22 protein-coding genes and 1 riboswitch are annotated in these 23,137 nt (G+C 41.3%); of the genes, 6 read left to right on the forward strand and 16 right to left on the reverse strand.

What is annotated here, in order from left to right; all coding sequences use genetic code 11:
- Positions 1-28: 28 nt before the first annotated feature.
- From IGI41_RS09810 to tuf, 14 genes are all read right to left on the reverse strand, one after another.
- Entirely contained in the window at positions 29-622 is a 594-nt protein-coding gene (locus IGI41_RS09810; RefSeq protein ID WP_430609608.1) for an ECF transporter S component, read from the reverse strand.
- Positions 623-775: 153 nt separating this feature from the next.
- A riboswitch (FMN riboswitch) is annotated at positions 776-899 on the reverse strand.
- 73 nt (positions 900-972) lie between these two features.
- Positions 973-1,689 carry a pseudouridine synthase gene (locus tag IGI41_RS09815; RefSeq protein WP_430609609.1) on the reverse strand — a complete coding sequence of 239 codons (717 nt, stop codon included), beginning with the start codon at positions 1,687-1,689 and terminating at the stop codon, positions 973-975.
- A gap of 2 nt (positions 1,690-1,691) precedes the next feature.
- On the reverse strand, positions 1,692-2,270 hold the full coding sequence (scpB, locus tag IGI41_RS09820; protein ID WP_430609610.1) for an SMC-Scp complex subunit ScpB: 579 nt from the start codon (positions 2,268-2,270) through the stop codon (positions 1,692-1,694).
- Positions 2,263-3,012 carry a segregation/condensation protein A gene (locus IGI41_RS09825; RefSeq protein WP_430609611.1) on the reverse strand — a complete coding sequence of 250 codons (750 nt, stop codon included), beginning with the start codon at positions 3,010-3,012 and terminating at the stop codon, positions 2,263-2,265. The genes scpB and IGI41_RS09825 overlap by 8 nt, the downstream gene beginning before the upstream one ends.
- 15 nt (positions 3,013-3,027) lie before the next feature.
- Positions 3,028-3,918 carry a site-specific tyrosine recombinase XerD gene (xerD, locus tag IGI41_RS09830; RefSeq protein WP_430609612.1) on the reverse strand — a complete coding sequence of 297 codons (891 nt, stop codon included), beginning with the start codon at positions 3,916-3,918 and terminating at the stop codon, positions 3,028-3,030.
- A gap of 187 nt (positions 3,919-4,105) precedes the next feature.
- Positions 4,106-4,555: a Fur family transcriptional regulator gene (locus IGI41_RS09835; RefSeq protein ID WP_430609614.1), complete on the reverse strand. Its 450-nt coding sequence runs from the start codon at positions 4,553-4,555 to the stop codon at positions 4,106-4,108.
- 108 nt (positions 4,556-4,663) lie between these two features.
- Positions 4,664-5,527, reverse strand: a complete 864-nt coding sequence (locus IGI41_RS09840; RefSeq protein ID WP_430609615.1) for a CvfB family protein — start codon at positions 5,525-5,527, stop codon at positions 4,664-4,666.
- Between the two features lie 32 nt (positions 5,528-5,559).
- Positions 5,560-5,880 (reverse strand): AzlD domain-containing protein, encoded by a 321-nt coding sequence (locus tag IGI41_RS09845; RefSeq protein ID WP_430609616.1) that lies wholly within the window; start codon positions 5,878-5,880, stop codon positions 5,560-5,562.
- Entirely contained in the window at positions 5,873-6,580 is a 708-nt protein-coding gene (locus IGI41_RS09850; RefSeq protein ID WP_430609617.1) for an AzlC family ABC transporter permease, read from the reverse strand. Before IGI41_RS09850 ends, IGI41_RS09845 begins: the two co-directional genes overlap by 8 nt.
- Before the next feature lie 117 nt (positions 6,581-6,697).
- Positions 6,698-8,503 carry a cell division site-positioning protein MapZ family protein gene (locus tag IGI41_RS09855; RefSeq protein WP_430609618.1) on the reverse strand — a complete coding sequence of 602 codons (1,806 nt, stop codon included), beginning with the start codon at positions 8,501-8,503 and terminating at the stop codon, positions 6,698-6,700.
- Positions 8,504-8,804: 301 nt separating this feature from the next.
- Positions 8,805-9,911, reverse strand: coding sequence for an RNA polymerase sigma factor RpoD (gene rpoD, locus IGI41_RS09860; protein WP_430609619.1), 1,107 nt, complete (start codon positions 9,909-9,911; stop codon positions 8,805-8,807).
- Between the two features lie 23 nt (positions 9,912-9,934).
- Complete coding sequence (gene dnaG / locus IGI41_RS09865; RefSeq protein WP_430609620.1) at positions 9,935-11,761, reverse strand: DNA primase; 1,827 nt, start codon at positions 11,759-11,761, stop codon at positions 9,935-9,937.
- Positions 11,762-11,921: 160 nt separating this feature from the next.
- Positions 11,922-12,551, reverse strand: coding sequence for a lysozyme family protein (locus IGI41_RS09870; RefSeq protein ID WP_430609621.1), 630 nt, complete (start codon positions 12,549-12,551; stop codon positions 11,922-11,924).
- Positions 12,552-12,760: 209 nt separating this feature from the next.
- A complete protein-coding gene (gene tuf, locus IGI41_RS09875; RefSeq protein ID WP_430609622.1) occupies positions 12,761-13,948 on the reverse strand; it encodes an elongation factor Tu in 1,188 nt (395 codons plus the stop codon).
- Positions 13,949-14,181: 233 nt separating this feature from the next.
- Between tuf and IGI41_RS09880 the strand changes: the two genes are divergently transcribed.
- Entirely contained in the window at positions 14,182-14,538 is a 357-nt protein-coding gene (locus IGI41_RS09880; protein WP_430609623.1) for a YxeA family protein, read from the forward strand.
- A gap of 50 nt (positions 14,539-14,588) precedes the next feature.
- On the opposite strand, the gene IGI41_RS09885 is transcribed toward IGI41_RS09880, so the two are convergent.
- The gene (locus IGI41_RS09885; protein WP_430609624.1) at positions 14,589-15,593 is read right to left on the reverse strand and encodes a nucleoid-associated protein; all 1,005 of its coding nucleotides are present in this window, start codon (positions 15,591-15,593) and stop codon (positions 14,589-14,591) included.
- Between the two features lie 167 nt (positions 15,594-15,760).
- Here IGI41_RS09885 and IGI41_RS09890 point away from each other — a divergent pair, with 167 nt between their 5' ends.
- The 3 genes from IGI41_RS09890 to IGI41_RS09900 all read left to right on the forward strand — a co-directional run bounded on the left by IGI41_RS09890 (position 15,761) and on the right by IGI41_RS09900 (position 17,712).
- Positions 15,761-16,600 (forward strand): aldo/keto reductase, encoded by an 840-nt coding sequence (locus IGI41_RS09890; RefSeq protein WP_430609625.1) that lies wholly within the window; start codon positions 15,761-15,763, stop codon positions 16,598-16,600.
- Positions 16,601-16,621: 21 nt separating this feature from the next.
- On the forward strand, positions 16,622-16,903 hold the full coding sequence (locus IGI41_RS09895) for a hypothetical protein (protein WP_430609626.1): 282 nt from the start codon (positions 16,622-16,624) through the stop codon (positions 16,901-16,903).
- 110 nt (positions 16,904-17,013) lie between these two features.
- The gene (locus tag IGI41_RS09900) at positions 17,014-17,712 is read left to right on the forward strand and encodes a hypothetical protein (RefSeq protein ID WP_430609627.1); all 699 of its coding nucleotides are present in this window, start codon (positions 17,014-17,016) and stop codon (positions 17,710-17,712) included.
- Positions 17,713-17,812: 100 nt separating this feature from the next.
- Here IGI41_RS09900 and IGI41_RS09905 read toward each other — a convergent pair whose 3' ends face one another.
- The gene (locus tag IGI41_RS09905; protein ID WP_430609628.1) at positions 17,813-20,278 is read right to left on the reverse strand and encodes a hydroxymethylglutaryl-CoA reductase, degradative; all 2,466 of its coding nucleotides are present in this window, start codon (positions 20,276-20,278) and stop codon (positions 17,813-17,815) included.
- A gap of 191 nt (positions 20,279-20,469) precedes the next feature.
- Between IGI41_RS09905 and IGI41_RS09910 the strand changes: the two genes are divergently transcribed.
- A complete protein-coding gene (locus tag IGI41_RS09910) occupies positions 20,470-21,630 on the forward strand; it encodes a hydroxymethylglutaryl-CoA synthase (RefSeq protein WP_430609629.1) in 1,161 nt (386 codons plus the stop codon).
- 498 nt (positions 21,631-22,128) lie between these two features.
- Complete coding sequence (locus IGI41_RS09915; protein ID WP_430609630.1) at positions 22,129-23,106, forward strand: ABC transporter substrate-binding protein; 978 nt, start codon at positions 22,129-22,131, stop codon at positions 23,104-23,106.
- The last annotated feature ends 31 nt before the right edge of the window (positions 23,107-23,137 follow it).

The following is a 23,137-nucleotide window of genomic DNA, read 5'->3' on the forward strand; positions in this document are numbered from 1 at the left end:
TGGGTTGCTTCATTTCATTGGTTCAAGATTATTTTCGAACAGATGCATGGTGCGGTTGTTTTCGTGCCAACCATGGCAACAACTTTGCATGCAGTACCAAAAAGATACCACTGACGATTGCACCCTTGATGATGTTGAACGGAAAAATACCGATCGCAACATAGCGTGCCAGAGACATACCAAGGAATTGATTTGCGTTCATACCAAAGAAATGCAGATACAATGGTGTGATCACAAATAGATTGGCAATACTCATAAATACGGCCATAGAAAGAATACCGCTGATCACACCGATTGTTTTATTTTTGCGATGGATCCCTTTACGGAAAAAATAATACATCGGCAATGTAAAGGCACATGTAGCAAAGAAACTAGCTGCATCTCCTACTAAATCAGCCGGTGAAAATCCAGATAAAAATAAATGTAAAATCGAGCGTAACAATGCAGTCAGCACGCCGCTAAGCGGGCCAAAGAGAAACATCATGATCATCACTGGGATGTCACTAAAATCAATTTTCAAAAAACTAAATGCTGGAAAAATCGGGAAAGCGATAAATTGCAACACTGTACCCATCGCCGCACACATGGCAATTGTGACCATTCTTCTTGTCTTGTTGTTCATCAGTACAAAATCCTCCTAAGTTCAGGACTCCTCTTCAAACGAACCTATTAAATTTCCGTTGGCATTTCTTGTCGGCGCCTGACAAAAAATGCCCTCTTTTTTCCACAGGGAAAAAAGAGGGCATTCGAAATAACCATAGGTAAATCAAATACGCTCTATCTTCTTTATCCAGACTGTACTGTCGGTATCGGAATTTCACCGATTCAGCTATTTCAAAGAAATAGGTCGTGGACTATAACCACCGGTCGGGAATTGCACCCTGCCCCTGAAGACGAACCTTTATTTTATATTACATCATCTATTATACATAAAAAATTTTTTTTGACAAATGCTTTTATTTGCCTGAATTGTTACTTAATACTATTTTTAAGTTGACTCACTTCTTTTTTGGACAACTCACGAAATTCACCCGGTCTCAAGCCATCTAATGTCAACGGCCCATAAAGTTCTCGTTTTAATTTTTGGACCGGCAGCCCCACAGCCTTCAACATATTTTTGACTTGATGGTTGCGCCCTTCATGGATCGTCAATTGCACGATACTAGTCTGAGCAGCCATATCCGTGGAAAGAATCTCAAATCGCGCTGGCGCTGTTTTACGTCCTTCAATACGGATCCCTTTCGTTAAAGGCAACAATTGTTTCTTATCGGCAACGCCTTTAACTTTTGCAACATAGACTTTATCCACTTCATGTTTGGGATGCATCAACGTTTGTGACAATTCTCCATCATTGGTCAGCAACAAAAGACCTGACGTATCATAATCTAAACGTCCTACTGGATAGATCCGGGCAGTTATACCTTCGAAATAATCTAATACAACTTTCCGTTTTTTGTCATCACTGACTGCTGAAATCACACCCCGTGGTTTATAGAATAAATAATAGACATGTTGTTCCTGTTCGATTGGTACACCATCGACTTCAACCACATCTTTACTGCTGACTTGTACACCCAATTCTTTGATTACTTGACCATTGACCCGGACACGGCCAGCTGTGATCAATCCTTCTGCTTTTCTTCTTGAGGTGATTCCTGCGTGAGCGATCACTTTTTGCAAACGTTCCATCATCATTCTCCTTCTACTTGCTTGTAGCGGTCATAAAAAAGATCAAAAGGTGCATCTTCTTCGAGTTCATCTTCCATTGACTGGATATCCGGCAATTCAGCCAAACTTTTCAAGCCGAAATAATCCATAAAATAATCAGTTGTACCATATAATATAGCACGACCAGGTCCGTCTACCCGACCTTTTTCTTCAATCAGTCTTTTGGCTGTCAATTTCTGTACCGATCCGCTGGATTGGACCCCGCGAATATCTTCCACTTCCATTCTGGTGATTGGCTGTTTGTAGGCAATGATCGACAAGGTTTCTAAAGCCGCTTGTGATAATGAGCTGCCCATCGGCGACTCAGCATACTTCTTGAGCAAAGGCGCGAATATTTTTTTGGTAGACAGAACAAAATGATTGCCGACTTCTAAAATATGCAACGCTGTTTGGTCATTTGCTTCATATTTTTGATTCAATTCTTGCAGTTGTTGGTAAACATTGGCTGTACTATCTTTGACAAGATAGCTCAATTCTTCAAGACCAATTCCTTCGTCGCCAACAACAAATAATATCGCTTCGATTTGACTGTATTTATTCATTTACTATACCTGTTGGGTAGAGCATGATCGATGAAAAATTATCGTTCTGTTCTACACGTATCGTTCCTTTTTTCATTAATTCCAGCAAAGCCATAAACGTAACAACGACTTCACTTTTGTTGTATGATTCAAAAAATGAATCAAATGCGCGTCCTTTTTTGGCACTAACATGTTGCATTTCCATTTGGATCGTCGCCATTTTCTCATCTATGGTATTTTCATCTGGTGTGATCTTTGTTTCTAATACTTGCCGATTTTTCTTTTTTTCAATCATTTTTTGAAAAGCCATGAACAAGTCGATCGTATTGAATTGATTGGCCGTCAGATGGTCATCCTGCGCTTTGTATGCATCCACATCCATTGGATCTTTCGTGTAATATAAGCTGCGCTCTTCGGCTTTTTCTGACAATTGTTCCGCAGCATACTTATATTTGCGATACTCCAATAACTGCGCCACCAAAACATCCCGAGGATCTTCTTCATATTCTTCGATTTCAACTGCTAATTCTTGCTTCGGCAGCAACATCTGACTTTTGATTGCCATCAAAGTGGCTGCCATAACTAGATATTCACCTGCAACTTCTAAAGCCAAAAATTTCATCGTATGGATATAGGCCATATATTGTTCGGTGATCGCTGCAATCGGAATATCATACACATCGATTTCTAATTGTTTGATCAAGTGCAGCAGCAAATCCAGCGGTCCTTCAAAGACAGCTAACTTAATATTGATTTCTTCCATCTCTGTCCTCTTTTTCTATGCACGGGGAAAATGCTGTTTGTAGACTTCCGTCATTCGTTTCTTTGTAATATGTGTATAAATTTGGGTCGTTGAAATATCTGCATGGCCCAATAATTCTTGAACGGTACGTAAATCAGCGCCATTTTCTAACAGGTGGGTCGCAAAGCTGTGCCGCAACGTATGGGGCGTGACATTTTTATGGATACCTGCTTGGCGAACAAGGCTCTTGAGGTTTTTCCAAATACCTTGTCGTGACAAATGACGCCCATGATTATTGACAAATAGATGCGGTTCATCGGTATTTTTTCGAGTCAAATAGGGTCTGGCATCACTTAAGTAAGTTTCGATCCATTGGATCGCCAAATCACCTAAAGGAACGATTCGTTCTTTGTCCCCTTTACCTGTGGTTTGCAACAACCCCATACTCAGGTGCAGATCATTTAATTTCAAACCAATCAACTCGCTGACCCGTAAACCCGTCGCATACATGACTTCTAGGATCGCACGATCACGAATGCCCAAAACTTCCCTCGTATCTGGCGTCTCGATCAAGCGCTCAACTTCATTCAGACTCAATGTATCCGGTAATTTTTGTTGTTTTTTTGGCGAATCAATATGTTGCATTGGATCATGATCCGTCATTCTTTCTTGCCGTAAGTATTGATGAAATCTTCGTAAGCTTGATACCATTCGAATGACTGTCGCTGATGATTTGCCATCCGCTTGCAAGCTTTGTAAAAATGTCAACACAACGACGCGATCCACTTGCTGCCACTCTGTCACATGTTGCGTTTTCAAAAAAGCCGCGTACTGGGTAAGATCTCTTTGATAGCTGACCCGAGTATTTTGAGATAAACCGCGTTCGATCATTAAATAATGCAGATAATCTGTGATTTGTTCTTCCATCTCGCACCCCTTCGTTCAACTTTCTTATCATATCAAATTCTTGTCCGTTATGCTAGGTGGGTAGGCAAACACAAGTGAAAAACAAAAAACCGAATCATATGGTGATTCGTGTTTGCAAGAAAATCCTTTTCTGCAAAAATCCACCTATGGTTCGGCATTTGACTTATCCTTGTTTCATTCGATCGCGTTACTGTTTGTTCTGGCAATTTTGGCACACACCATGAAAGGTCAACCGGTGGTCTTTCACTAAGAAGTGGTATTTTTGTTCAACGATTTCCTCTACACTGCCCAAAAGATCTTCTTCAACTTCTTCAATATTGCCGCACTCTAAACACAATAAATGGTGATGAAAATGCTTCGCACCTTCTTTACGCAAATCATAACGTGCCACACCATCATTGAAACTGACTTTATCAACGATCCGTAAATCTGTTAAAATCTCCAACGTCCGGTAGACTGTTGCTAATCCAATTTCAGAATTCTTTTTCCGAACAAAAAAGAAAATCTCTTCTGCGGATAAATGATCTTTTTCGTTTTCTAACAAAACCAACAACGTTGCTTCACGTTGCGGGGTCAATTTAAAACCTGATTCATGTAATTGTTTTTTGGTCTTTTTTAAAGCTGCTGTTGTATTCATGGCTGCCTCCACATAAAACTAATTTATAATTATTATAATCTAGGCAAAAACCACCTCGACGTTTATTGTAATCATTATAAATTAGAATCAAAAAAGATACAAGCATTCTCAATTAGGTTTTTTGATCAACTTTGTATATCCTTCTTTTTGCTCAATCAACCGTTGCTTAAATAAGTTCCCAAGTGCACGTTTAAACTGACCTTTGCTGATGCCAAATGTTTGTAAAATTTCCTCTGGCGTCGATTTATCTGTGTATGGGATTTGGTGATCTGCAGCACGTTCCAAGAAAGTCAAAATCATTGCAGCATCATCAGAAATGGCTTCATAAGCGCGAGGTTTCAAGGATACATTCAAAACCCCATCCGGACGAACACCAATCACTCGTCCTTTGACCACTTCCCCTAAACGCGGTTCTTGATAGCGTTCTGAAGGGTGCACAAACCCAACATGAAAATCTTCTGTCAACAAATAACTTCCGGCTAATTTCAAACGATAGATCGTTCCTGTGATGTCTTGATTTTTCATCGTTTCATTGCCGTTTTTGCTCAGTGCTTTAAAAATTTTCTCATCTGCTAGTGTTGCCCAGATCCGTTCTTTCTCATCTACTTGAAGACTAACCATCAAACGGTCGCCTTTTTTGGGCCATAATTCACGGATCGTTGGCAATTCATCTAATGAAACCACCATGTCTTTATCCTTCAACCCAATATCGACAAATACACCTAAGTCGCGACGGCTGCCAGTGACTGTACCAAAAGCATAATGTCCTTTGCGGCTCTTTGGGATCAATGTCGTCATGACATTTTCTTGTTTTTGGTTTTGATACCCAAAGCCTTCCACAGCCTCACCTAAGTGATGTTCGCCTTCTTCTTTTGATAAACGGAATGTTACACCGCTTTTTTGAACAAAATAATTTTGATCATTCTCATCAATGATCAGTCCGCTAAATACGGACGCTAATAAATCTTTCATGCGTTCACTCCTTCAATAAAATACAATGTTGATTAAGGAAAAATCAATCGAATCAATGCCATGGTGATAATACCTGTCACAACGATTTTCATCAAATCTTTCGTATAATACCCAACTGCCAAAGCTGGCAAACAAGCTATCGTTTCTTTCACTTTAAGCAAAGGCAATTGTCCTTCGCGAAAAACCAATACATTTTGCACCAGTAGGGCAGCCAAGATACACAATGGCAAATAGCTCAAAAATATCGTGAATTTTTCAGGAAACACCATTTTTTTCGAAAATACAAACGGCAGTACCCTTGGTATCCAAGTAACGATGCCGCAAGCTATCATCAGTATAACAAAATCACCCATGGTGTGTCACCGTCCCAACCAAACAACCGACAAGTGTGGCAATGATCACTGCCACTTCCGCAGTCGTATGTGCCATACAAATCACGAGTGTGACAACAACAGCTGCCAATATCAGGACCGTTTGTTTTGTTTTTTTCTTCAAAGGTCGTTCCACTTGGAATAAAAATAAGCCAACAAACATGGCGATTAACGCAAAATCTAACCCCAAGCGTTCTGGATCTGGAATAAATGACCCTAATAGCCCCCCTAAGAATGTTGCAATGATCCAACTTACGTATGCCATCACATTTAAACCATGCGTCCATTTGGCGGTCACGGGTTTGTTTTGCTGCAAAGCAGTCGTCAGCACGCCGTAAGATTCATCTGTCAACAAAGACCCGATACCAATTGCTGATAAAAATGGCGTTTGTTTGAAATACGGTGCAACAGATAAACTCATCAAGAAATGGCGTAAATTGACTAAAAAGACGGTCGCAACGATCGTTGTCATTGGTGCATGGATAACCAAAAGTGCACAAATGATGAATTGGGCACTGCCAGCATAAACAATAACCGACATGAAAATAATTTCTAAAATAGATAACCCAATGCCTTTACCTACGACACCCATCGCAAAGCCAATACCCAAATAACCTAAAATCGTCGGCACACATGCGATCACACCATCTTCAAAACGATCATATCTTTCTATTTTCTGCACACAAAAACCTCCTTGTTCGAACGATTACCTTACATCATATCGAAATCAAGGAGGAGAAACAAGTACTTTTCACATCTCTATGGTATCTCTAGATTGTATGTTGACGATAATGAGTCATTAGCGAACAGTATGATCATTCCCATTGCCTCTGAAATAACCTGTCTTCGCATTGACTGTGAACAGATACATCGGCAGTGCGGATTCACCGGTTCCTTTTAATAAACTGCCTTCTGTGTTGGTGGCATAGAAATTGTAATATCCTTGTCCATCTACGATGCGCACCCGTTCAAAAGTATACCCACCTTCAACCACATAGCCTCGCGCAATCGCTGTTGCGATGATTTTTTCCTTTACACCTTCGGCCCAGTTCCAAGCACTGTTCGTGGTATCTGCCAAATCACTTTGTCGTGCCGGAATGATTGGCTGGTTGTTGGTATTCGTAGGGGTATTCGGCGATAACACATAGTCTTCTTCAGAAGAATCTTGCGTTGTGCTGCTGTTGGCACTTTCGGCAGCTTCAGCAGCGGCTTTTTGGGCAGCAGCTTTTTCTGCGGCTGCTTTCTCGGCAGCGGCTTTCTCTGCTGTTTCTCTTTTAGTCAAACTTGTATCTACTATTTTGAGTTCTTCAGATAATGTCGTCGCCACTGATTCGATCGGCAATGCTTGGACTTTTTTCATCAATTCATTATAGTTCGATCGGGTAATACTATCTGGGACCTCGCCATCTTTAACCAATGCGGTCATGCTTTTAACCGCATTTTGAACTTCTTGGATCGATTGATATTCGGTCTGACCCATGGTGATTGCTTGATTGATCAATGCATCAAAACCATCTTTTTCATCTCTTTTGTCCATCGAAATATTTGCAGCTTCTTTGAGTGATACTTCATTCAATTGATCTTCTACGACCGCTGGTTCAGAAAAATAAGCATTGACTTCAGTGAGTGCAGCTATTTTTTCGGTGATTTCATCTGCTTCTGCTGCCAAGTCTTGGTAGCGCTCGTTTTCTTTGAAGGCTGCTAACTGTTGTTTTAAATCCGTTACAGCAGATGCTGTCACATTCCTTTTTAAGTACACATGATCCTGATCTGTAAACATTTCATTCAATGCAGTTTGAATTTGATCCAAATCTGCTGTGTCTTTTGCCAGTTGCGCTTCTTGGGCCGCGGTTTGTTGCTGGTGATAATACATCCACCCGCCACCAACCGCAACAAGACAAACAGCAGCTGCTAAATAGATGATTTTTTTTGACTTTTTCTTTGGTGAAGCCGGCACTTCAGCCGCTTTGTTGTCAGTATTTTTGCTAACAGCAAGGGATGGCTGCCGGCTTGCCTCTGGTTCCTCAGCAAAAGAGGCATTCTCTTGACCAATTGAAGACGATTGGGTCTTTACTTCTTGGTTGTTTTTTGCATCGACTTCTTTTGGGCCGTCTTCAGCAGAATGGTCTGCACTTGCGTTGGTGGTACTTGGTTTCGCATCGGAGATTTCGGTTTCGTCTTCTTCTCCTTTATGACGACGGATATAGGCGGATAAAATCTCCGCGTCATGGTCTGACAGCACTTCTGTCTGTTCATCATCTACAGTGTTGGGTATGTTATCTTCTGTTTGTTTTCGGGCGAAAATGGGTGCATCCGAGCGCTCTTCAACATCTGTGTTTTTTGACTGAAAGCCAGAGACACTTTTTGTTGTTTTATTTTTTTCATCCGGGTCACGGTGGACCTCACCAAACTGTTCTTCCATTTCACCAATCGACACATGTTTATAATCTGACCAACGAATGTCATCGTTCTCAGTGCTAGAATGATCAGTGATTGGCGTGTCTGTTGATGTTTTTTCTATTTCTGCCCATTTAAATCCGCAATTAGGACAAATAGGGGTTATTTCACGTGCTTTAAATCCACAATTAGGACATGTCTTTTCCATTTGGCTGCATTTGCTCCTTTTTAACTTCTTAATAAATAGGTAGATGCTTCTTTGACCTATAGCAAAAAATCAAACGAACTGATATAAATGTCTATCAACATATTGATTCGTCCATATCTGAATCACATATGTGTAGGTGAAAACTGAATTCACAAATTTAAATTTATCACATTCTAGCGCATTAGCCAACACTTGCTTGGTTACGTTTTTATTAAGTTATCTTACAAAAGATCGTTTCTTTTATAACAAACAAAAACGGACTTTCCAAAGCATAGCTTCGAAAAGTCCGATATAACTTGGTTTATTCCAAGAAATCTTTCAATTGTTTTGAACGAGATGGATGGCGCAACTTCCGCAAAGCTTTTGCTTCGATTTGTCGAATCCGTTCTCTGGTCACACCGAAGACTTTACCTACTTCTTCCAATGTCCGGGTACGGCCATCATCGATACCAAAGCGTAAGCGCAACACGTTTTCTTCACGATCCGTCAATGTGTCCAACACATCTTCTAATTGCTCTTTCAACAACTCATACGCCGCATGTTCTGCGGGGCTTGTTGCATCTTGGTCTTCGATAAAATCACCAAGGTGTGAATCATCTTCTTCACCAATCGGTGTTTCCAACGAAACGGGCTCTTGTGCGATTTTAAGAATTTCTCGCACTTTTTCAGTTGGCAGATCCATTTCGGCACCAATTTCTTCAGGTGTCGGTTCTCTACCTAAATCTTGCAATAATTGACGTTGGATCCGGATCAATTTGTTGATTGTCTCCACCATGTGCACCGGAATACGGATCGTCCGTGCTTGGTCGGCGATTGCACGGGTGATTGCTTGACGGATCCACCAAGTAGCATAGGTAGAGAATTTAAACCCTTTACGGTAATCAAACTTTTCTACTGCTTTCATCAAACCCATATTGCCTTCTTGGATCAAATCGAGGAATTGCATCCCACGACCTACATACCGTTTGGCAATACTGACCACCAAACGTAAGTTTGCTTCAGCTAAACGTTGTTTGGCTTCTTGGTCACCTTCTTCGATTTTAAGCGCTAAAGCAACTTCCTCTTCAGCAGTCAATAACGGCACACGGCCGATTTCTTTTAAGTACATCCGAACGGGATCATTGATTTTGACACCAGTTGGTGCAGATAAGTCTTCTTGCGGCTGAGTATTTTGTCTTTTTTCATTGCTTTTCAAGCTATGAATAGACGGTTCCCCATTTTCATCTACCACACTGATCCCAGCGTCTTCAAGTTTTTGGATCAATTTGTCCATTGCATCGGCATCTAATGTATAAGGTGTCGCCAAACGATTGGTAATGTCGTCATATACCACTTGTCCTTTGGTCTTGTTTTCTCGAATGTATTCAGCAACTGCTTTGTCGTACGTTTTTTTTGTTTCTTCTGCCATGAAAGAAAGCCCCTTTCAGTTCGCTATTTAGCTTGTTTCAATCGTTTGGTCAATTCGATGATCTTGATTGCAAGTTCAAGTTCCAATTGCTGATTTCCCTTTTGCCGGGCCTCTTGCTGCTGGATTCTTTTTTGATTGATTTCTTCAGCAATGCCCGATTTTTGGAAGACCTGCAGAATGTCCTGAAATTCTTGTTCAGTTCCTTCATCGGAAACTTTCAAATCTGCGATCTCGATCACCATGTTTTTCATTGTTGGTTCTTGTAAAAAATCTAAGAACTTTGCCAAGACAAAATGTTCTTCTGTTTCCATAAATGCATCAAATAACAGATACAATTGTTGGTATCGATCATGTATAAAAGAAATACCTGTATTGCGAAACCGATGATTCAACGTCTCATCGTGGAACAAGCGGTAAAGCAGCAGTTCTTGCGCTTTTTCAACTTGTGTTTTGACTTGTTGCCGCACAGGCGGTTGAAAGACCATCGCTTCCGCAGACGGCGGCTGGACTGGTTGGACAGGCGCCGCCTTTCGGGACTGCCGCAGCTGTTGCTGCAGCGTCTCGCGACTGATTTGAAACTCAGTAGACAACTGGGTCAAATATCGATCTTGCTCCAATAGTGAATCGACTTTTTGCAAGTCTTGCAAAACGACTTGCACATAATCTAATTGTTCTTTTTCATTTGCCAAGTTTCGATTGGTACGATGGTAATCCATTTTAAACGAAAAGACTGTTTCTTTGCCATGAACTGCCAATTTATATAATGCATCAGGTCCATATTTTCGCAAATACTCGTCCGGATCCAAACGCTCAGGTACACGAACCACTGACATCCGCAACCGACTATTGCTTTGCAACAGATCGATCCCTCGGTTGGTGGCTTCGATCCCAGCTTGATCCCCATCATAACACAAGACAACTTCTTCAGCTGCCCGTTCGATGGCGGCAATCTGCTGGTTCGTCAAACTGGTGCCCATTGAAGCAATACCGTTTTCGATTCCTGCTTGCCATGCTGCGATCACATCCATAAAACCTTCAAATAAAAAGACCTGACCATCTTTTCTCATCACGCGACGCGCCTTATCAAAGTTGAACAAGACCTCACGTTTATTGAAAAGCGGCGTTTCTGGACTATTCAAATATTTGGGTTGGTCTTGATCGCCTACTTTTTCACTGGCCAGCCAACGCCCCGAAAACCCAATCGTTTTGCCTTGTGGATTGCGAATCGGAAACATGATACGTTGATAAAAACGATCCGCTAGAGAACCATCATTTCGTTGCACGAATAAGCCGGTATCAGGAAAAAAATCTGGATTGGCCTTTTCGTTCAGAAAAACTTTTTCCAAAAAAGCCCGCTCATTTGGGGCAAAACCGATCTGAAACGTTTCAATCAGTTCCATTGTTAGGCCACGACCCAGCAAATAATCTAAGGCTTCTTGACCAGCAGCTGTGTTGATCAGCATGTGATGATAGACTTCAACTGCTTTTTCATGAAGGGCAATCAATTGGCTTGTTTGTGAGCTTTGCGCATCGATCGTCTCTGCTTGCGCATATGCAGGATCAAGTGAGATATCATTGAGATCAGCAACTTTTACCACCGCTTCAGGAAAACTGATTCCTTCTAATTCTTGCAAAAAACCAAAAATATTTCCCCCACGTCCACAACCAAAACAATGAAAAATCTGTTTATCTTCTGCAACAGAAAATGAAGGCGATTTTTCATTATGAAATGGACATAAGCCAAAGTAATTTTTGCCAGATTTTTTTAATTGTACGTACTGACCCACAACATCAACGATATTGCTGCGCTCGCGGATATCATCGATCACCGTTTGAGGAATTCTTGCCATCCACTCACCTCCAAATTGGTAAGCATCCACTATATAACTAGGTAAAAAATCGCACCAATTGACATTAGTGCGATAAATAATTAGACGGAATCACTCATAATGAGTTTACCATATTCATTTAAAATTTCAAGTATTTTCACTTTATTTTCATTCAAATCGATCAAGAAAAAAAGCCTGCGGTAGTTGTGATTTTCCATTGATTCATTTTCACAAGATCGGCATAAAAAAGGTTTCCACCATTATGGTATAGGTAGCCGCCATTATAAAAGAACGATTGGATTCCCCAATAGCGATACGTTTGCTGGTCGTCATTGCCCAACAATGGCGAGAGCACTTCTTTCGAATAGGTCTCAGCTAGTTCCAATGTGTTTTGCCCACCATTTTTGGCGACATAATCGATGTAATCTGTACCAAAGTTGTACGCTTGGACGGCAGTCCACAAATCACAACCCTGTGCCTCAGCTTTTTCAATCAATTCTGCTAGATAGGACACCCCTTGTGTAATACTTTCCTCAGGAGAGTCAAATTGGTTTTGTTCCCCATAAAGACTTTCTGAGCTTTGCATTGGGTCGACCCCTTGACCTTTTGATTCAGTCAACATGATCGCTAATGCCAAAGAGCTGTATTCAGATATGTCATTTTCGGTTGCTTCTTTGGTAATCAAAGCCTCATAGGTATAGACTTGTTTTAGTGCTGTATAGTTGCGATAGCCCCAAAATAACGCGCCGCAAACTACAAGAATCAAGATTCCGGTCAACATCACTTTAAGGAAACGTCGGATTTTTCTCATCAAATACATCCCATCTTTTTGTGATTCAGCATCTATCGTACTATGAATTTTTGTGAGTGACTAGCACTTTTTATTCTTCTTAAAATACTTAATAAAATCACAAGATTATTTAGAAAAAAATAAGATGAGGTTTGGATGTATTCGTTTGAGAAGATCCCCGCAACAAGAAACAGTGCTTCCAAAAAATCAAGGAAGCACTGCCTAAAAAATTATTTTTCGATAGCTGTCACGATACCTGAACCGACTGTCCGGCCACCTTCACGAATAGAAAAAGTTGTGCCGTTTTCTACAGCGATTGGATGGATCAATTCAACATCGATCGTCACATTATCCCCTGGCATAACCATTTCGGTTCCTTCAGGTAAGGTAATGTTACCGGTCACGTCTGTTGTACGGAAATAAAATTGCGGACGATATTGATTGAAGAATGGTGTATGACGACCACCTTCTTCTTTGGTCAATACGTACACTTCAGCTTGGAATTTCGTATGTGGTGTGATAGATCCAGGTTTTGCCAAGACTTGACCCCGTTCGATTTCGTCACGGGTGATGCCTCGTAAAAGGACACCCACGTTATCTCCGGCTTCCCCAAAGTCCATTGTTTTACGGAACATTTCAACACCAGTTACGACAGCTCTGCGGGTTTCTGGTTTGATACCGACGATTTCAACTTCATCACCGACTTTAACGATACCACGATCGATTCTTCCAGATGCTACTGTGCCTCGACCTGTAATCGAAAAGACATCTTCGATTGGCAATAGCAATGGTTTGTCTGTGTCACGTTCAGGTGTAGGGATATATTCATCCACTGTATCCATCAAGGTTAAAATTGCTTGTTCAGCATCCGCATCCCCTTCAAGAGCTTTCAAGGCAGACCCTTTGATCACTGGAATATCATCGCCAGGAAAATCATATTCTGAAAGTAATTCCCGAACTTCCATTTCGACAAGATCAATCAATTCGTCATCATCAACTAAATCGATTTTATTCAAGAAAACAATCAAATGTTTAACGCCCACTTGCCGTGATAACAAAATGTGTTCTCTTGTTTGTGGCATAGGACCATCTGTGGCAGATACCACCAAGATTGCACCGTCCATTTGGGCAGCACCGGTGATCATATTTTTCACGTAATCCGCATGCCCTGGTGCATCAATATGGGCATAATGTCGTTTTTCTGTTTCATATTCTACATGGGCAGTATTGATCGTGATGCCACGTTCTCGTTCCTCAGGAGCCGCATCAATACTTGCATAATCTTGCGGATTGGCAAGTCCTTTCTTCCCAAGAACCGTTGTGATTGCAGCCGTCAAAGTGGTTTTCCCGTGATCGACGTGTCCAATCGTGCCGATATTGACATGTGGTTTGGTCCGATCATAATGTTGTTTTGCCATAATTTTCCCTCCTAGAGAAATGAGTCAGTTTGACTCGAATTCAAATGTTGCGCTTCGTAAAAAGATTCTTTACTTATCTTTTGTAAGTTTGAAGCTACCTTCATTATAGGTCAATTTTAGTCAAAGTCAAGAAATGTGTCTCTTGTCTTAAACTCTAAGTTTTTCTTACTTTTTATTTAAGGATTGGACGTACCCTTCTCTCTTGTGAATAATAGAGAATGAGGTGAATTTTCTTGAAAAAAATAATAGCGAGTCTTCTGACAGCAGCGATTTTTATCGGTGGGTGCCTATTTACATATCATTATTATTATGGCGGCACCGACTACTATACCCAGATCACAACGACAGGCGACCACGATACCACGATTAGCAGCGATGGTGTCGTAGAAGATATTTACCGATATCAACAGACTGCGTATAACACACAAGGCGATAGCAAAGAAGTTAAATTGCAAGAGTATCGGTCCAACCCATTGAAGGAAGGTGCCTTCTTGAAACTAGTTGTCAACCCCCATAAAGGCGTATTGCGTTGGGAAGAAGTAGACAAAGCCCAAGTACCCCAACAAGCGCTGTCTGCAATGACCGATTGAGATGGATCTAACAATAAAGGCCCACACAATTCATTGTGTGGGCCTTTATTTTACATTCGATTGATCACTTCTTCAACATTTTTGATCGTGACTGAAATCGTTCCATCAGGGTTATTGATAAATTCAATCAGATTGGGATCGCGGTAAACATCTAGTGGTACGATTAATTCAATCCCGTTAGATAGTTTTAATTTCTGTTTGCCAAATTTTTTCTCCGATATTTCACGGACATCACGCAGCATTGGCGCTTGATCGATAAACCCTTTTTCTGTCACTTCTTCTTTAAAACTCATTTGCGCGGTAATGTTGTCTTTAAAGACTTTCTCTGCAATCTCTTGGACATCGATATGGCCCGACTCTTCGATGGTATCATAGACCGCTTCTTTCAAATCAGCCACGACGTGATAAGATGGGGTTTCAAATTTTTGACCAATCTTTTCCGCAACTTTTCTGATTACTTTGACATTCTCTTCTAACGAAGGCAGTGGTTCAGTTTCAATGACGCTCGTTGAAAAATACACCTGTTTTTCCCCAGAAAAGCTATATTTCTTTTCTATCAGCTCAAAGGTCAAACTATCGATATCGATGGTGATTCCCTCATCCGCTTTTTGGGTTTTGCCTGCCAATAACGCCCGATGAAGAATCAACGTATTCTCGATCCCTGCTTCCCCATTATCAATAAAATGCGTATAACCATCTTGATAATTGATCTTTAAAAACGCCAATTGTAATTTCGTGTCCAGTTCATATAATACAACGAAGGCATCACTGCTCGGTGCGTCTTCACTTTCTTTATAGGCGTCGTACCATCGTTGAACGATGCCCTCGCTGGCAGCAACAAAATTGTCTTTTGCTGCTTTGACTAATTGGGCCATCTCAGATGATTCGACTAATTTCCCGGTCTTGGTTTGCGGGTTGGCTAGTTTCTGAATCTTCTTGGTTAAATAATCTCGCACATATTCGGTAGTCAAGTCCAATTCGACTTGAGAAAATACTGGATCGCCCGTTTGCCGATCAATGATATGTAAAATTGCATGCTTCAAATATAGATCCATTGTTATCGCTCCTTATCCATTCGTCTAGTGTACAAAAAAAAGGGCTGCAATGACAAGTAGATTCGCAAATTAATTCCATGCAATCATCCAAAACAAAGTGGCTTCCGTTGGAAAATGCAAGCTGCTCTGCTACACTAAAGTTACCAATGATTATAGGAGGAAAATTTATGAACAGCTATACATTATCAAACAACGTCACCATTCCAGAATTAGGATTCGGTACGTGGCAAACGCCAAACGGTGAAGTTGCAGTCGACTCAGTCAAAAAAGCACTAGCTGCTGGTTATCGTCACATCGATACCGCACAAGGCTACAAAAACGAAGCCAGTGTTGGGCAAGCAATCAAAGAAAGTGGGATTCCAAGAGAAGAAATCTTTTTGACAACCAAATTATGGAATGGCAACCACTCCTACGATTTAGTGATGTCTTCTTTTGCAGAATCGCTGGAAAAATTACAAACAGATTATGTTGATCTATTCTTGATCCATTGGCCCAACCCAGTCGCCTTTCGCGAGAATTGGCAAATGGCCAACGCTGAATCATGGCGTGCCTTCGAAGAATTATATCAATCAGGCAAGATCAAAGCGATTGGTGTCAGCAATTTCTTGCCGCATCATTTAGAAGAACTGAAAAAAACTGCGACCATATTCCCAATGGTCAACCAAATCTTCTTAGCACCAGGAGAATTACAGCCTGAAGTGGTCCAATACTGTCAAGAACACAATATTTTATTGGAAGCTTACAGTCCCTTAGGTACCGGGAAAATATTCGATGTACCAGAAATGAAAGAGCTAGCTGAAAAGTATGACAAAACGATTGCCCAAATCGCTTTACGGTGGTCCTTGCAACACGGTTTCTTGCCATTGCCAAAATCAGTGACCCCAAGCCGAATCGAAGAAAACCTGGCTGTCTTTGATTTTGAACTGTCATCTGATGATATCAAGACGATTGATCAATTAGACGGTGTCGTCGGCAAAGCATCTAATCCAGATACAACAGGATTCTAATGCAACCAAAAAGGAGTGCTTATGACAATACGAGATTTGAATTCTTTACCAGAGGCAATCAAACGAACATTTGATCCAAATTTTGTTTTTCTAATTACTTCTGATAAAATCCAACATTTTCCTGCACGTCAATGGTCGACAGCAGACTACCAGCAGATGTTGCAAGAAAAATTAGGCGCCTCATACGATTTCTTTGTTTGGCAAGAGATCTTGGTCGCACAAGGTACCAATGACTTATTGATACTCATGCCCCACTATCATCAGACAGATGCATTCACTGAAACACCTCATCAGCCTAGCTGACGAGGTGTTTTTTCATCTATTTATTAAAACTTTTTTGTTTTTTTCATGATAATCTCTGTTCATTTGCATTGATTTTCCTTATAATCGATAGTGATCGAGAGGAGAAGATTATGAAAAAGAAACAATTAGCTAAATTGAAACAACAATTCCGCCCTTCATATGAAACGGCCCGTCAACAATTATTTACCGCTATTGAAAACAAAACGGCTGCCAATCATGACTTGCCAACAACTGTCTATATCAATCCAAAAAATCAAGACGAACTGTTGATCGAGTTGTTGAAAGAAACAAAAAAAGAACAAAAAATCGCTGTTCCATTAGACGAAAACTTCAAAATCGTAGTCAAACGGATCCAACGTCAAGAAACTGGTTTATTGGACCGTTTTAGTGATAACTTAGTCGATGAGATCGCCGCTTACTGGTTGCCACTCAACCCACAAGCTGCAATTGCCAATAAATCTGCACAAGTGAACAATCAACCTGAAACACAGGACAAAGAACCCGCAACAGATGAAGCAGCTGCCTCAAGTGTTCCTGCAGCATCACACCAAGAATCAACTGATCATTTATCGTTTGCTGCATTTTCAGAAAAAATTGCTGCTTTCCCTAAGTTTAGCGTGGAAAGAACAGACCAAGAAGCAACAGTTGTGGAAACAACACCAAAAGAACAACGCGTCTTGGCGACAATCTCTGAACTTGAAGCAGACAACTTTCACATTACATCTGCTTTAGAGCGGAAATACAAAATCAAATTAGATGTGATTCCGTTGATTGAAGCCTATGCAGCTACTGCACTAGACCATCGCTAATCACTTTTGGCAAAAAACAACACCCAAACCAAAGATAATGGACTTGCTGTGCAAGTCATTGATACGCTCTCGTATCCTTCATCTTTGATTCGGGTGTTTTTTATTTTGCAGACTGTGCGCGTATTTGCACAAGCAGCTGTTCAGCTTTGGCTTGATCCATTTTTTCACCAGCCAACGCCTGCGCAACTGCTTCTATTTCTGGACCGTTGGCCCCGACAGCAATCGCCAAGGCTCTTGCCTGCATGCGCATATGACCTTGCTGGATGCCTTCAGCCACCAGCGCCCGCAATGCAGCCAAATTTTGCACCAATCCTACACCAGCTGCTAATGCAGCCAATTCAGATGCGGATTGGACACCGGTCAAGGTTAGGGCTGCTGCGGCTTTTGGTAAAATGCGGGTCGCACCACCCACTGTTGCAATGGCTAACGGCAAGGTGATATTTCCCACCAGCTGGTCCCCTTCGATCCGCCAAGTGGCAAGCCCACGGGTTTGGCCACTTCTTGCCGCGTAAGTATGACAAGCGGCAGATACGGCTCGGGTATCATTTCCAGTAGCCAAAATCAAGGCTTCCACCCCATTCATGATCCCTTTATTATGAGTTGCTGCTCGATAAGGATCAAGTTGCGCGAAATCTGAAGCATAACAAATTTTTTCGGCAACTTCTGCCCCATTGCCCGTTTTTGATAAAACAGAAACGGGCAATGAACAAGTGGCTGTCACCAATGATTCTGTTGCTAAGTTGCTCAAAATACTAAACAAAACTTCTACATCTGGGAACCAGGCACGTAATTTTGCTGTGACGCCTTCTAAAATCGTATTGATAATATTGGCACCCATGGCATCTTTGACATCCACCAGCAAATCAAGAGAGACATAATTGGTATCTAATCCTGAATCTGCAGCTAAAAAGCGGCGAACCGCTATTCGGCGTAACCCACCACCTCGTTTCACGATCGATGGATAGCTTTCTTCAGCTGTTTCAAAAATAGCAGCTTCGGCTTGTTCGATTTGCGCCGAAACAGCTTCGATATCATGGACACGCATCAGGACGATTTGGCCTCGCAACAAGCGTTCTGATGCAGTTGTGATAATTTCACCTGCCATTTTTGCACCGTTATTCAGCGCAGCAATCACTGACGGTTCTTCCGTTGCCATTGGTACTGCATAAGCTTTGCCATCGACTTTTAGATTCAAGCCGACGCCCAAGGGAATTTCAACCTCACTGATTTGATTTTCAATCAAATGATTGGCAAGTTCTTTGTTTAATGCCATTGTTTCGAAAATTGCTCGTTCTTTTGGCGTGATCAACTGATCATCAGTCAATCTCTCTAGCCGTTCCTCAGGCGTCAACGCGTAAAACTTGGCTTTTTTTTTTGACGGCACATGGTCTGCAGGTTGATCGACGGCGGGATTTTCTAATAACATGGCCAATCCAAGTCCACCGCCGACGCATAATGAAGCGATACCCCATTTTTGCTGGGTATCTTGTAATTGGTATGCCAATGTCGTAGCGATGCGTGCACCTGTGGCACCGATTGCATGTCCTAAAGATATACCACCGCCGTAACGATTGACTTTTTTCGGATCTAACCCAAGTTCTCTTTCAACAACGATCGAAGAAGCGGCGAATGCTTCATTGATCTCGAATATGTCAATATCCTCGATTGAGACCTGTTGTTCTTCCAGCAACTTGCTAATCGCTTTGATTGGCGAGATCCCCATGATTTCCGGATCAAAACCGATCTCCACAATGCCTTTTACAATGGCAAGGTAAGGAATTTGATGGGCTTCACAATATGATTTAGACGCCAGCAATACCATTGCTGCCCCATCATTGATCGTTGAGGCGTTGCCGGCTGTTACGGTTCCATTTGTCTTAAAGACGGTTTTTAATTCCGCCAATTTTTCAATGGTCGTTCCAGGACGAATTCCTTCGTCTTGATCAACGATCACCTCACCTTTCGTCAAAGGAATGATTTCTTTGGCAAATTTGTTGGCTTTTTGAGCAGCAACGGCTTTCATTTGTGAAGAATACGCGTAAGCATCTTGTTCTTCACGTGATATGCCATATCGTTCGGCCACATTTTCAGCAGTCAGCCCCATCGGTTGATTACTGAAGGCATCTGTCAAGCCATCATGCATCATGGTCGAAACCGGGTTTGAGTATTGATTTTCTGCTTTCTGATAAAAACTATATGCGGGTGCATTGGTCATACTTTCAATCCCTCCGGTCAACACGACCGAAGCCTTATTTAGTTGAATTTGTTCCATCCCCATCAAAATAGCTTTCATACCTGAACCGCAGACTTCATTGATCGTTGAGGCTGGTATATCCGAAGATAATCCGCTTTTTAATGCTACTTGTCTGCCAGGATTTTGTCCATTCCCGGCTTGTAATACATTCCCGATAATCACTTGATTGATTTGGTCTTGCAACGCTTGATTGCGCGCGATGATTGCTTTAGCAGCAGCTGTACCTAAAGCAACTGCCGAATATTCTTTTAATGACCCATGGTATTTGCCAATTGGCGTTCTGATTGCGTCGATTATGACAACTTCTTCCACGTACGTCACCTCCTCTTGCAATATATCATTAAATGCCCCAAAAAAGAATACCTCAGACAGCATCCCGGTGCCTTTTTTGGATTCTTTAATAAAGTTTAAATTCTAATCAAAACTTTTTTTATTTTTTCACAAAATGTGATAACTTAAAGAGAGTGACTGATTAATGTGAAAGAACATAAAGGAGCGTCAAGATGAACGTTGGTATAGATAAAATTAATTTTTTTGTTCCACCTTATTATATAGATATGGTTGATTTGGCTCATGCTCGGGGAGTCGATCCAAATAAGTTTACGATCGGTATTGGTCAAGATCAAATGGCTGTCAGCAAAATGACCCAAGATATCGTTACTTTTGCGATGCACGCAGCCAAACCACTGCTTACCGCTGCAGATTTAGCTGCAATCGATATGGTCATCGTTGGAACAGAGTCTGGTATTGATGAATCAAAAGCATCAGCTGTGGTATTGCATCGATTGCTCGGTGTTCAACCTTTCGCCCGCTCATTTGAAATCAAGGAGGCCTGTTATGGTGCCACAGCCGGCCTTCAGTTTGCAAAAAGTCATATCCAAGCACATCCTGACAGCAAAGTCTTGGTGGTTGCTTCTGATATTGCGCGCTATGGTTTGGCTTCAGGTGGGGAGCCAACGCAAGGTGCTGGTGCAGTTGCGATGTTGGTCACTGCTGAGCCGCGGATTCTAGCTTTAGACAATGACAATGTTATGTTGACCCAAGATATTTATGATTTTTGGCGTCCAGTAGGTCATCCGTATCCAATGGTAGATGGTCATTTATCAAATGAAGTCTATATCAATTCTTTCAAGCAAGTTTGGCAAGAAAGCTGTCGCAGAAATGACCGTTCAACGGAGGATTATGCTGCGATTTGTTTCCATATACCGTATACCAAAATGGGAAAAAAAGCATTGTTGGCAGGTCTCGCTTCAGAAGAACAAGCACAACAAGAGCGCTTATTGGCCCGCTATGAGGAATCGATCGTCTACAGCAGAAGAATTGGTAATCTTTATACGGGTTCTTTATATCTAGGCCTAATTTCATTGATCGAAAATTCTGTTGCGCTTAAAGCAAATGATCGTATCGGTCTATTCAGTTATGGATCAGGCGCGGTTGCCGAATTGTTTAGCGGCCATTTAGTGGCAGGATATGAACAACACGTATCGAAAGAAAACCATGAGCGCTTGCTAGAGGAACGCGAAAAATTATCGATTACTGACTATGAAAAACTCTTCAATGAGAAGATCGACATCGATGAAGACAAAGTGTTTCAAGATGATCTGATTTATAGTGTTCAAGAAATCAAGCAAACGATTCGTTATTATAAAGAAAAAAATCAATAACCAACAGATTGACTTTGATTCAGTCCAAGCAAAGAAGCTTGCTGGATCAAAGTTTTCTTTTAGCAATGATAGCTTGTGTTTGAACGCTTTCAAAAAAATAGAAATTAAACCTGTTATTCCAAAATATTCAGATAATTGCTTTTTTTCCGTTGACAGCTCCTCTTTTTTTGACTATACTATAAACAATTCAAGTTTGGAGGAACAACCGATGTCATTATCAATAGGTACCCTACAACTGAATAGTTTTTACTTTAGCTACTTTAGATAGTTTGTATTCATATTCATTATGGATACAAACCAAAAACGATTTTTGTTTGTATCTATGATGGCTAAAGCATTTTAACTTGAACTTGCGGCCATGTAGAAATTCTTCTAAATGGTTGCCATAAATGTCATTTTTATTGGTATTTTACTCATCCATTTAGACGCCTGTCTGAATGGATTTTTTTTGTTCAAGTCCTATCAAAAAATACAAAACGGATTTTAGGAGGAAACATCATGAATATCAAAAAGTGGATCACATCAGGAATCTTAGCAGCAAGTGCCTTAACATTAGCGGCTTGCGGAGATGCAAGCAATACATCAGCTGACAACGACAATATGAAAACTGTGGGCGTTTTACAGCTGGTTCAACACGGCTCCTTAGATGCAGCGTATGAAGGTTTTAAAGAAGGCATGGCAGACGCTGGCTATACAGAAGGTGAAAATGTGACCTTTGATTATCAAAATGCCCAAAACAGCCAAGACAACCTAAAGAGTATGAGCGAAAAATTGATCAAAGGTGATCCAGATTTATTGCTCGGTATTGCCACACCAGCCGCTGTTTCACTAGCAAACGAAACCACTGAAGTGCCTATCGTTGTGACGGCAGTCACAGATTTGGTTGAAGCAAAGTTAGCTGATTCAAATGACGCGCCTGGCCGCAATATCACAGGTACTTCTGATATGGTACCGATCGAACAGCAAATTGCGCTCTTGTTAAGCATCGTACCCGATGCCAAGACAATTGGCGTCATGTATAACGCAGGCGAAGCCAATTCTAAGATTCAAGCCGATCTAGCTGAATCTGCATTGAAAAAAGCGGGTGTAGACGTGAAAGTATTGACTGCTAATACCACGAACGATGTCCAACAAGTCACAACAAGCTTAGCCAAAGATGTAGATGGTATCTATGTACCGACAGACAATACCTTTGCTTCTGCTGCTGCCATCGTAGGGGAAGTGGCCAAAGAAACCAAAACGCCAATCGTTGCAGGTTCAGTTGACCAAGTCAATGATGGTGCACTAGCAACTTATGGTATCGATTATAAATCATTAGGTATCCAAACTGGAAAACTAGCGGCCAAAATCCTAGATGGCGATGCTGAGCCAGCCACTACACCAGTTGAAACAGCTGAAACGTTAGAATTGGTCGTCAATGATGAGATGGCTGAAGCTTTAGGCATCGATCCGGCCAGCATTGTCGCACCTGAATAAAAAAATTTAATCATAGATTTGAGGAAACAAT

The sequence above is a fragment of the Enterococcus sp. DIV0876 genome, assembly GCF_050529585.1.
In the GTDB taxonomy this organism is placed as follows: Bacteria; Bacillota; Bacilli; order Lactobacillales; family Enterococcaceae; genus Enterococcus_D.

Bases quoted from the DNA above. Each gene is read 5' to 3' on its own strand.
- tuf (WP_430609622.1), bottom strand. From the start codon at position 13,948: ATGGCAAAACAACATTATGATCGGACCAAACCACATGTCAATATCGGC.
- IGI41_RS09895 (WP_430609626.1), top strand. From the start codon at position 16,622: ATGACAATACGAGATTTGAATTCTTTACCAGAGGCAATCAAACGAACA.
- IGI41_RS09845 (WP_430609616.1), bottom strand. From the start codon at position 5,880: ATGGGTGATTTTGTTATACTGATGATAGCTTGCGGCATCGTTACTTGG.
- IGI41_RS09825 (WP_430609611.1), bottom strand. From the start codon at position 3,012: ATGGAAGAAATCAATATTAAGTTAGCTGTCTTTGAAGGACCGCTGGAT.
- IGI41_RS09900 (WP_430609627.1), top strand. From the start codon at position 17,014: ATGAAAAAGAAACAATTAGCTAAATTGAAACAACAATTCCGCCCTTCA.
- rpoD (WP_430609619.1), bottom strand. From the start codon at position 9,911: ATGGCAGAAGAAACAAAAAAAACGTACGACAAAGCAGTTGCTGAATAC.
- IGI41_RS09855 (WP_430609618.1), bottom strand. From the start codon at position 8,503: ATGGAAAAGACATGTCCTAATTGTGGATTTAAAGCACGTGAAATAACC.
- scpB (WP_430609610.1), bottom strand. From the start codon at position 2,270: ATGAATAAATACAGTCAAATCGAAGCGATATTATTTGTTGTTGGCGAC.
- IGI41_RS09815 (WP_430609609.1), bottom strand. From the start codon at position 1,689: ATGGAACGTTTGCAAAAAGTGATCGCTCACGCAGGAATCACCTCAAGA.
- IGI41_RS09810 (WP_430609608.1), bottom strand. From the start codon at position 622: ATGAACAACAAGACAAGAAGAATGGTCACAATTGCCATGTGTGCGGCG.
- IGI41_RS09915 (WP_430609630.1), top strand. From the start codon at position 22,129: ATGAATATCAAAAAGTGGATCACATCAGGAATCTTAGCAGCAAGTGCC.
- IGI41_RS09835 (WP_430609614.1), bottom strand. From the start codon at position 4,555: ATGAATACAACAGCAGCTTTAAAAAAGACCAAAAAACAATTACATGAA.
- xerD (WP_430609612.1), bottom strand. From the start codon at position 3,918: ATGGAAGAACAAATCACAGATTATCTGCATTATTTAATGATCGAACGC.
- IGI41_RS09885 (WP_430609624.1), bottom strand. From the start codon at position 15,593: ATGGATCTATATTTGAAGCATGCAATTTTACATATCATTGATCGGCAA.
- IGI41_RS09890 (WP_430609625.1), top strand. From the start codon at position 15,761: ATGAACAGCTATACATTATCAAACAACGTCACCATTCCAGAATTAGGA.
- IGI41_RS09910 (WP_430609629.1), top strand. From the start codon at position 20,470: ATGAACGTTGGTATAGATAAAATTAATTTTTTTGTTCCACCTTATTAT.
- IGI41_RS09840 (WP_430609615.1), bottom strand. From the start codon at position 5,527: ATGAAAGATTTATTAGCGTCCGTATTTAGCGGACTGATCATTGATGAG.
- IGI41_RS09870 (WP_430609621.1), bottom strand. From the start codon at position 12,551: ATGAGAAAAATCCGACGTTTCCTTAAAGTGATGTTGACCGGAATCTTG.
- dnaG (WP_430609620.1), bottom strand. From the start codon at position 11,761: ATGGCAAGAATTCCTCAAACGGTGATCGATGATATCCGCGAGCGCAGC.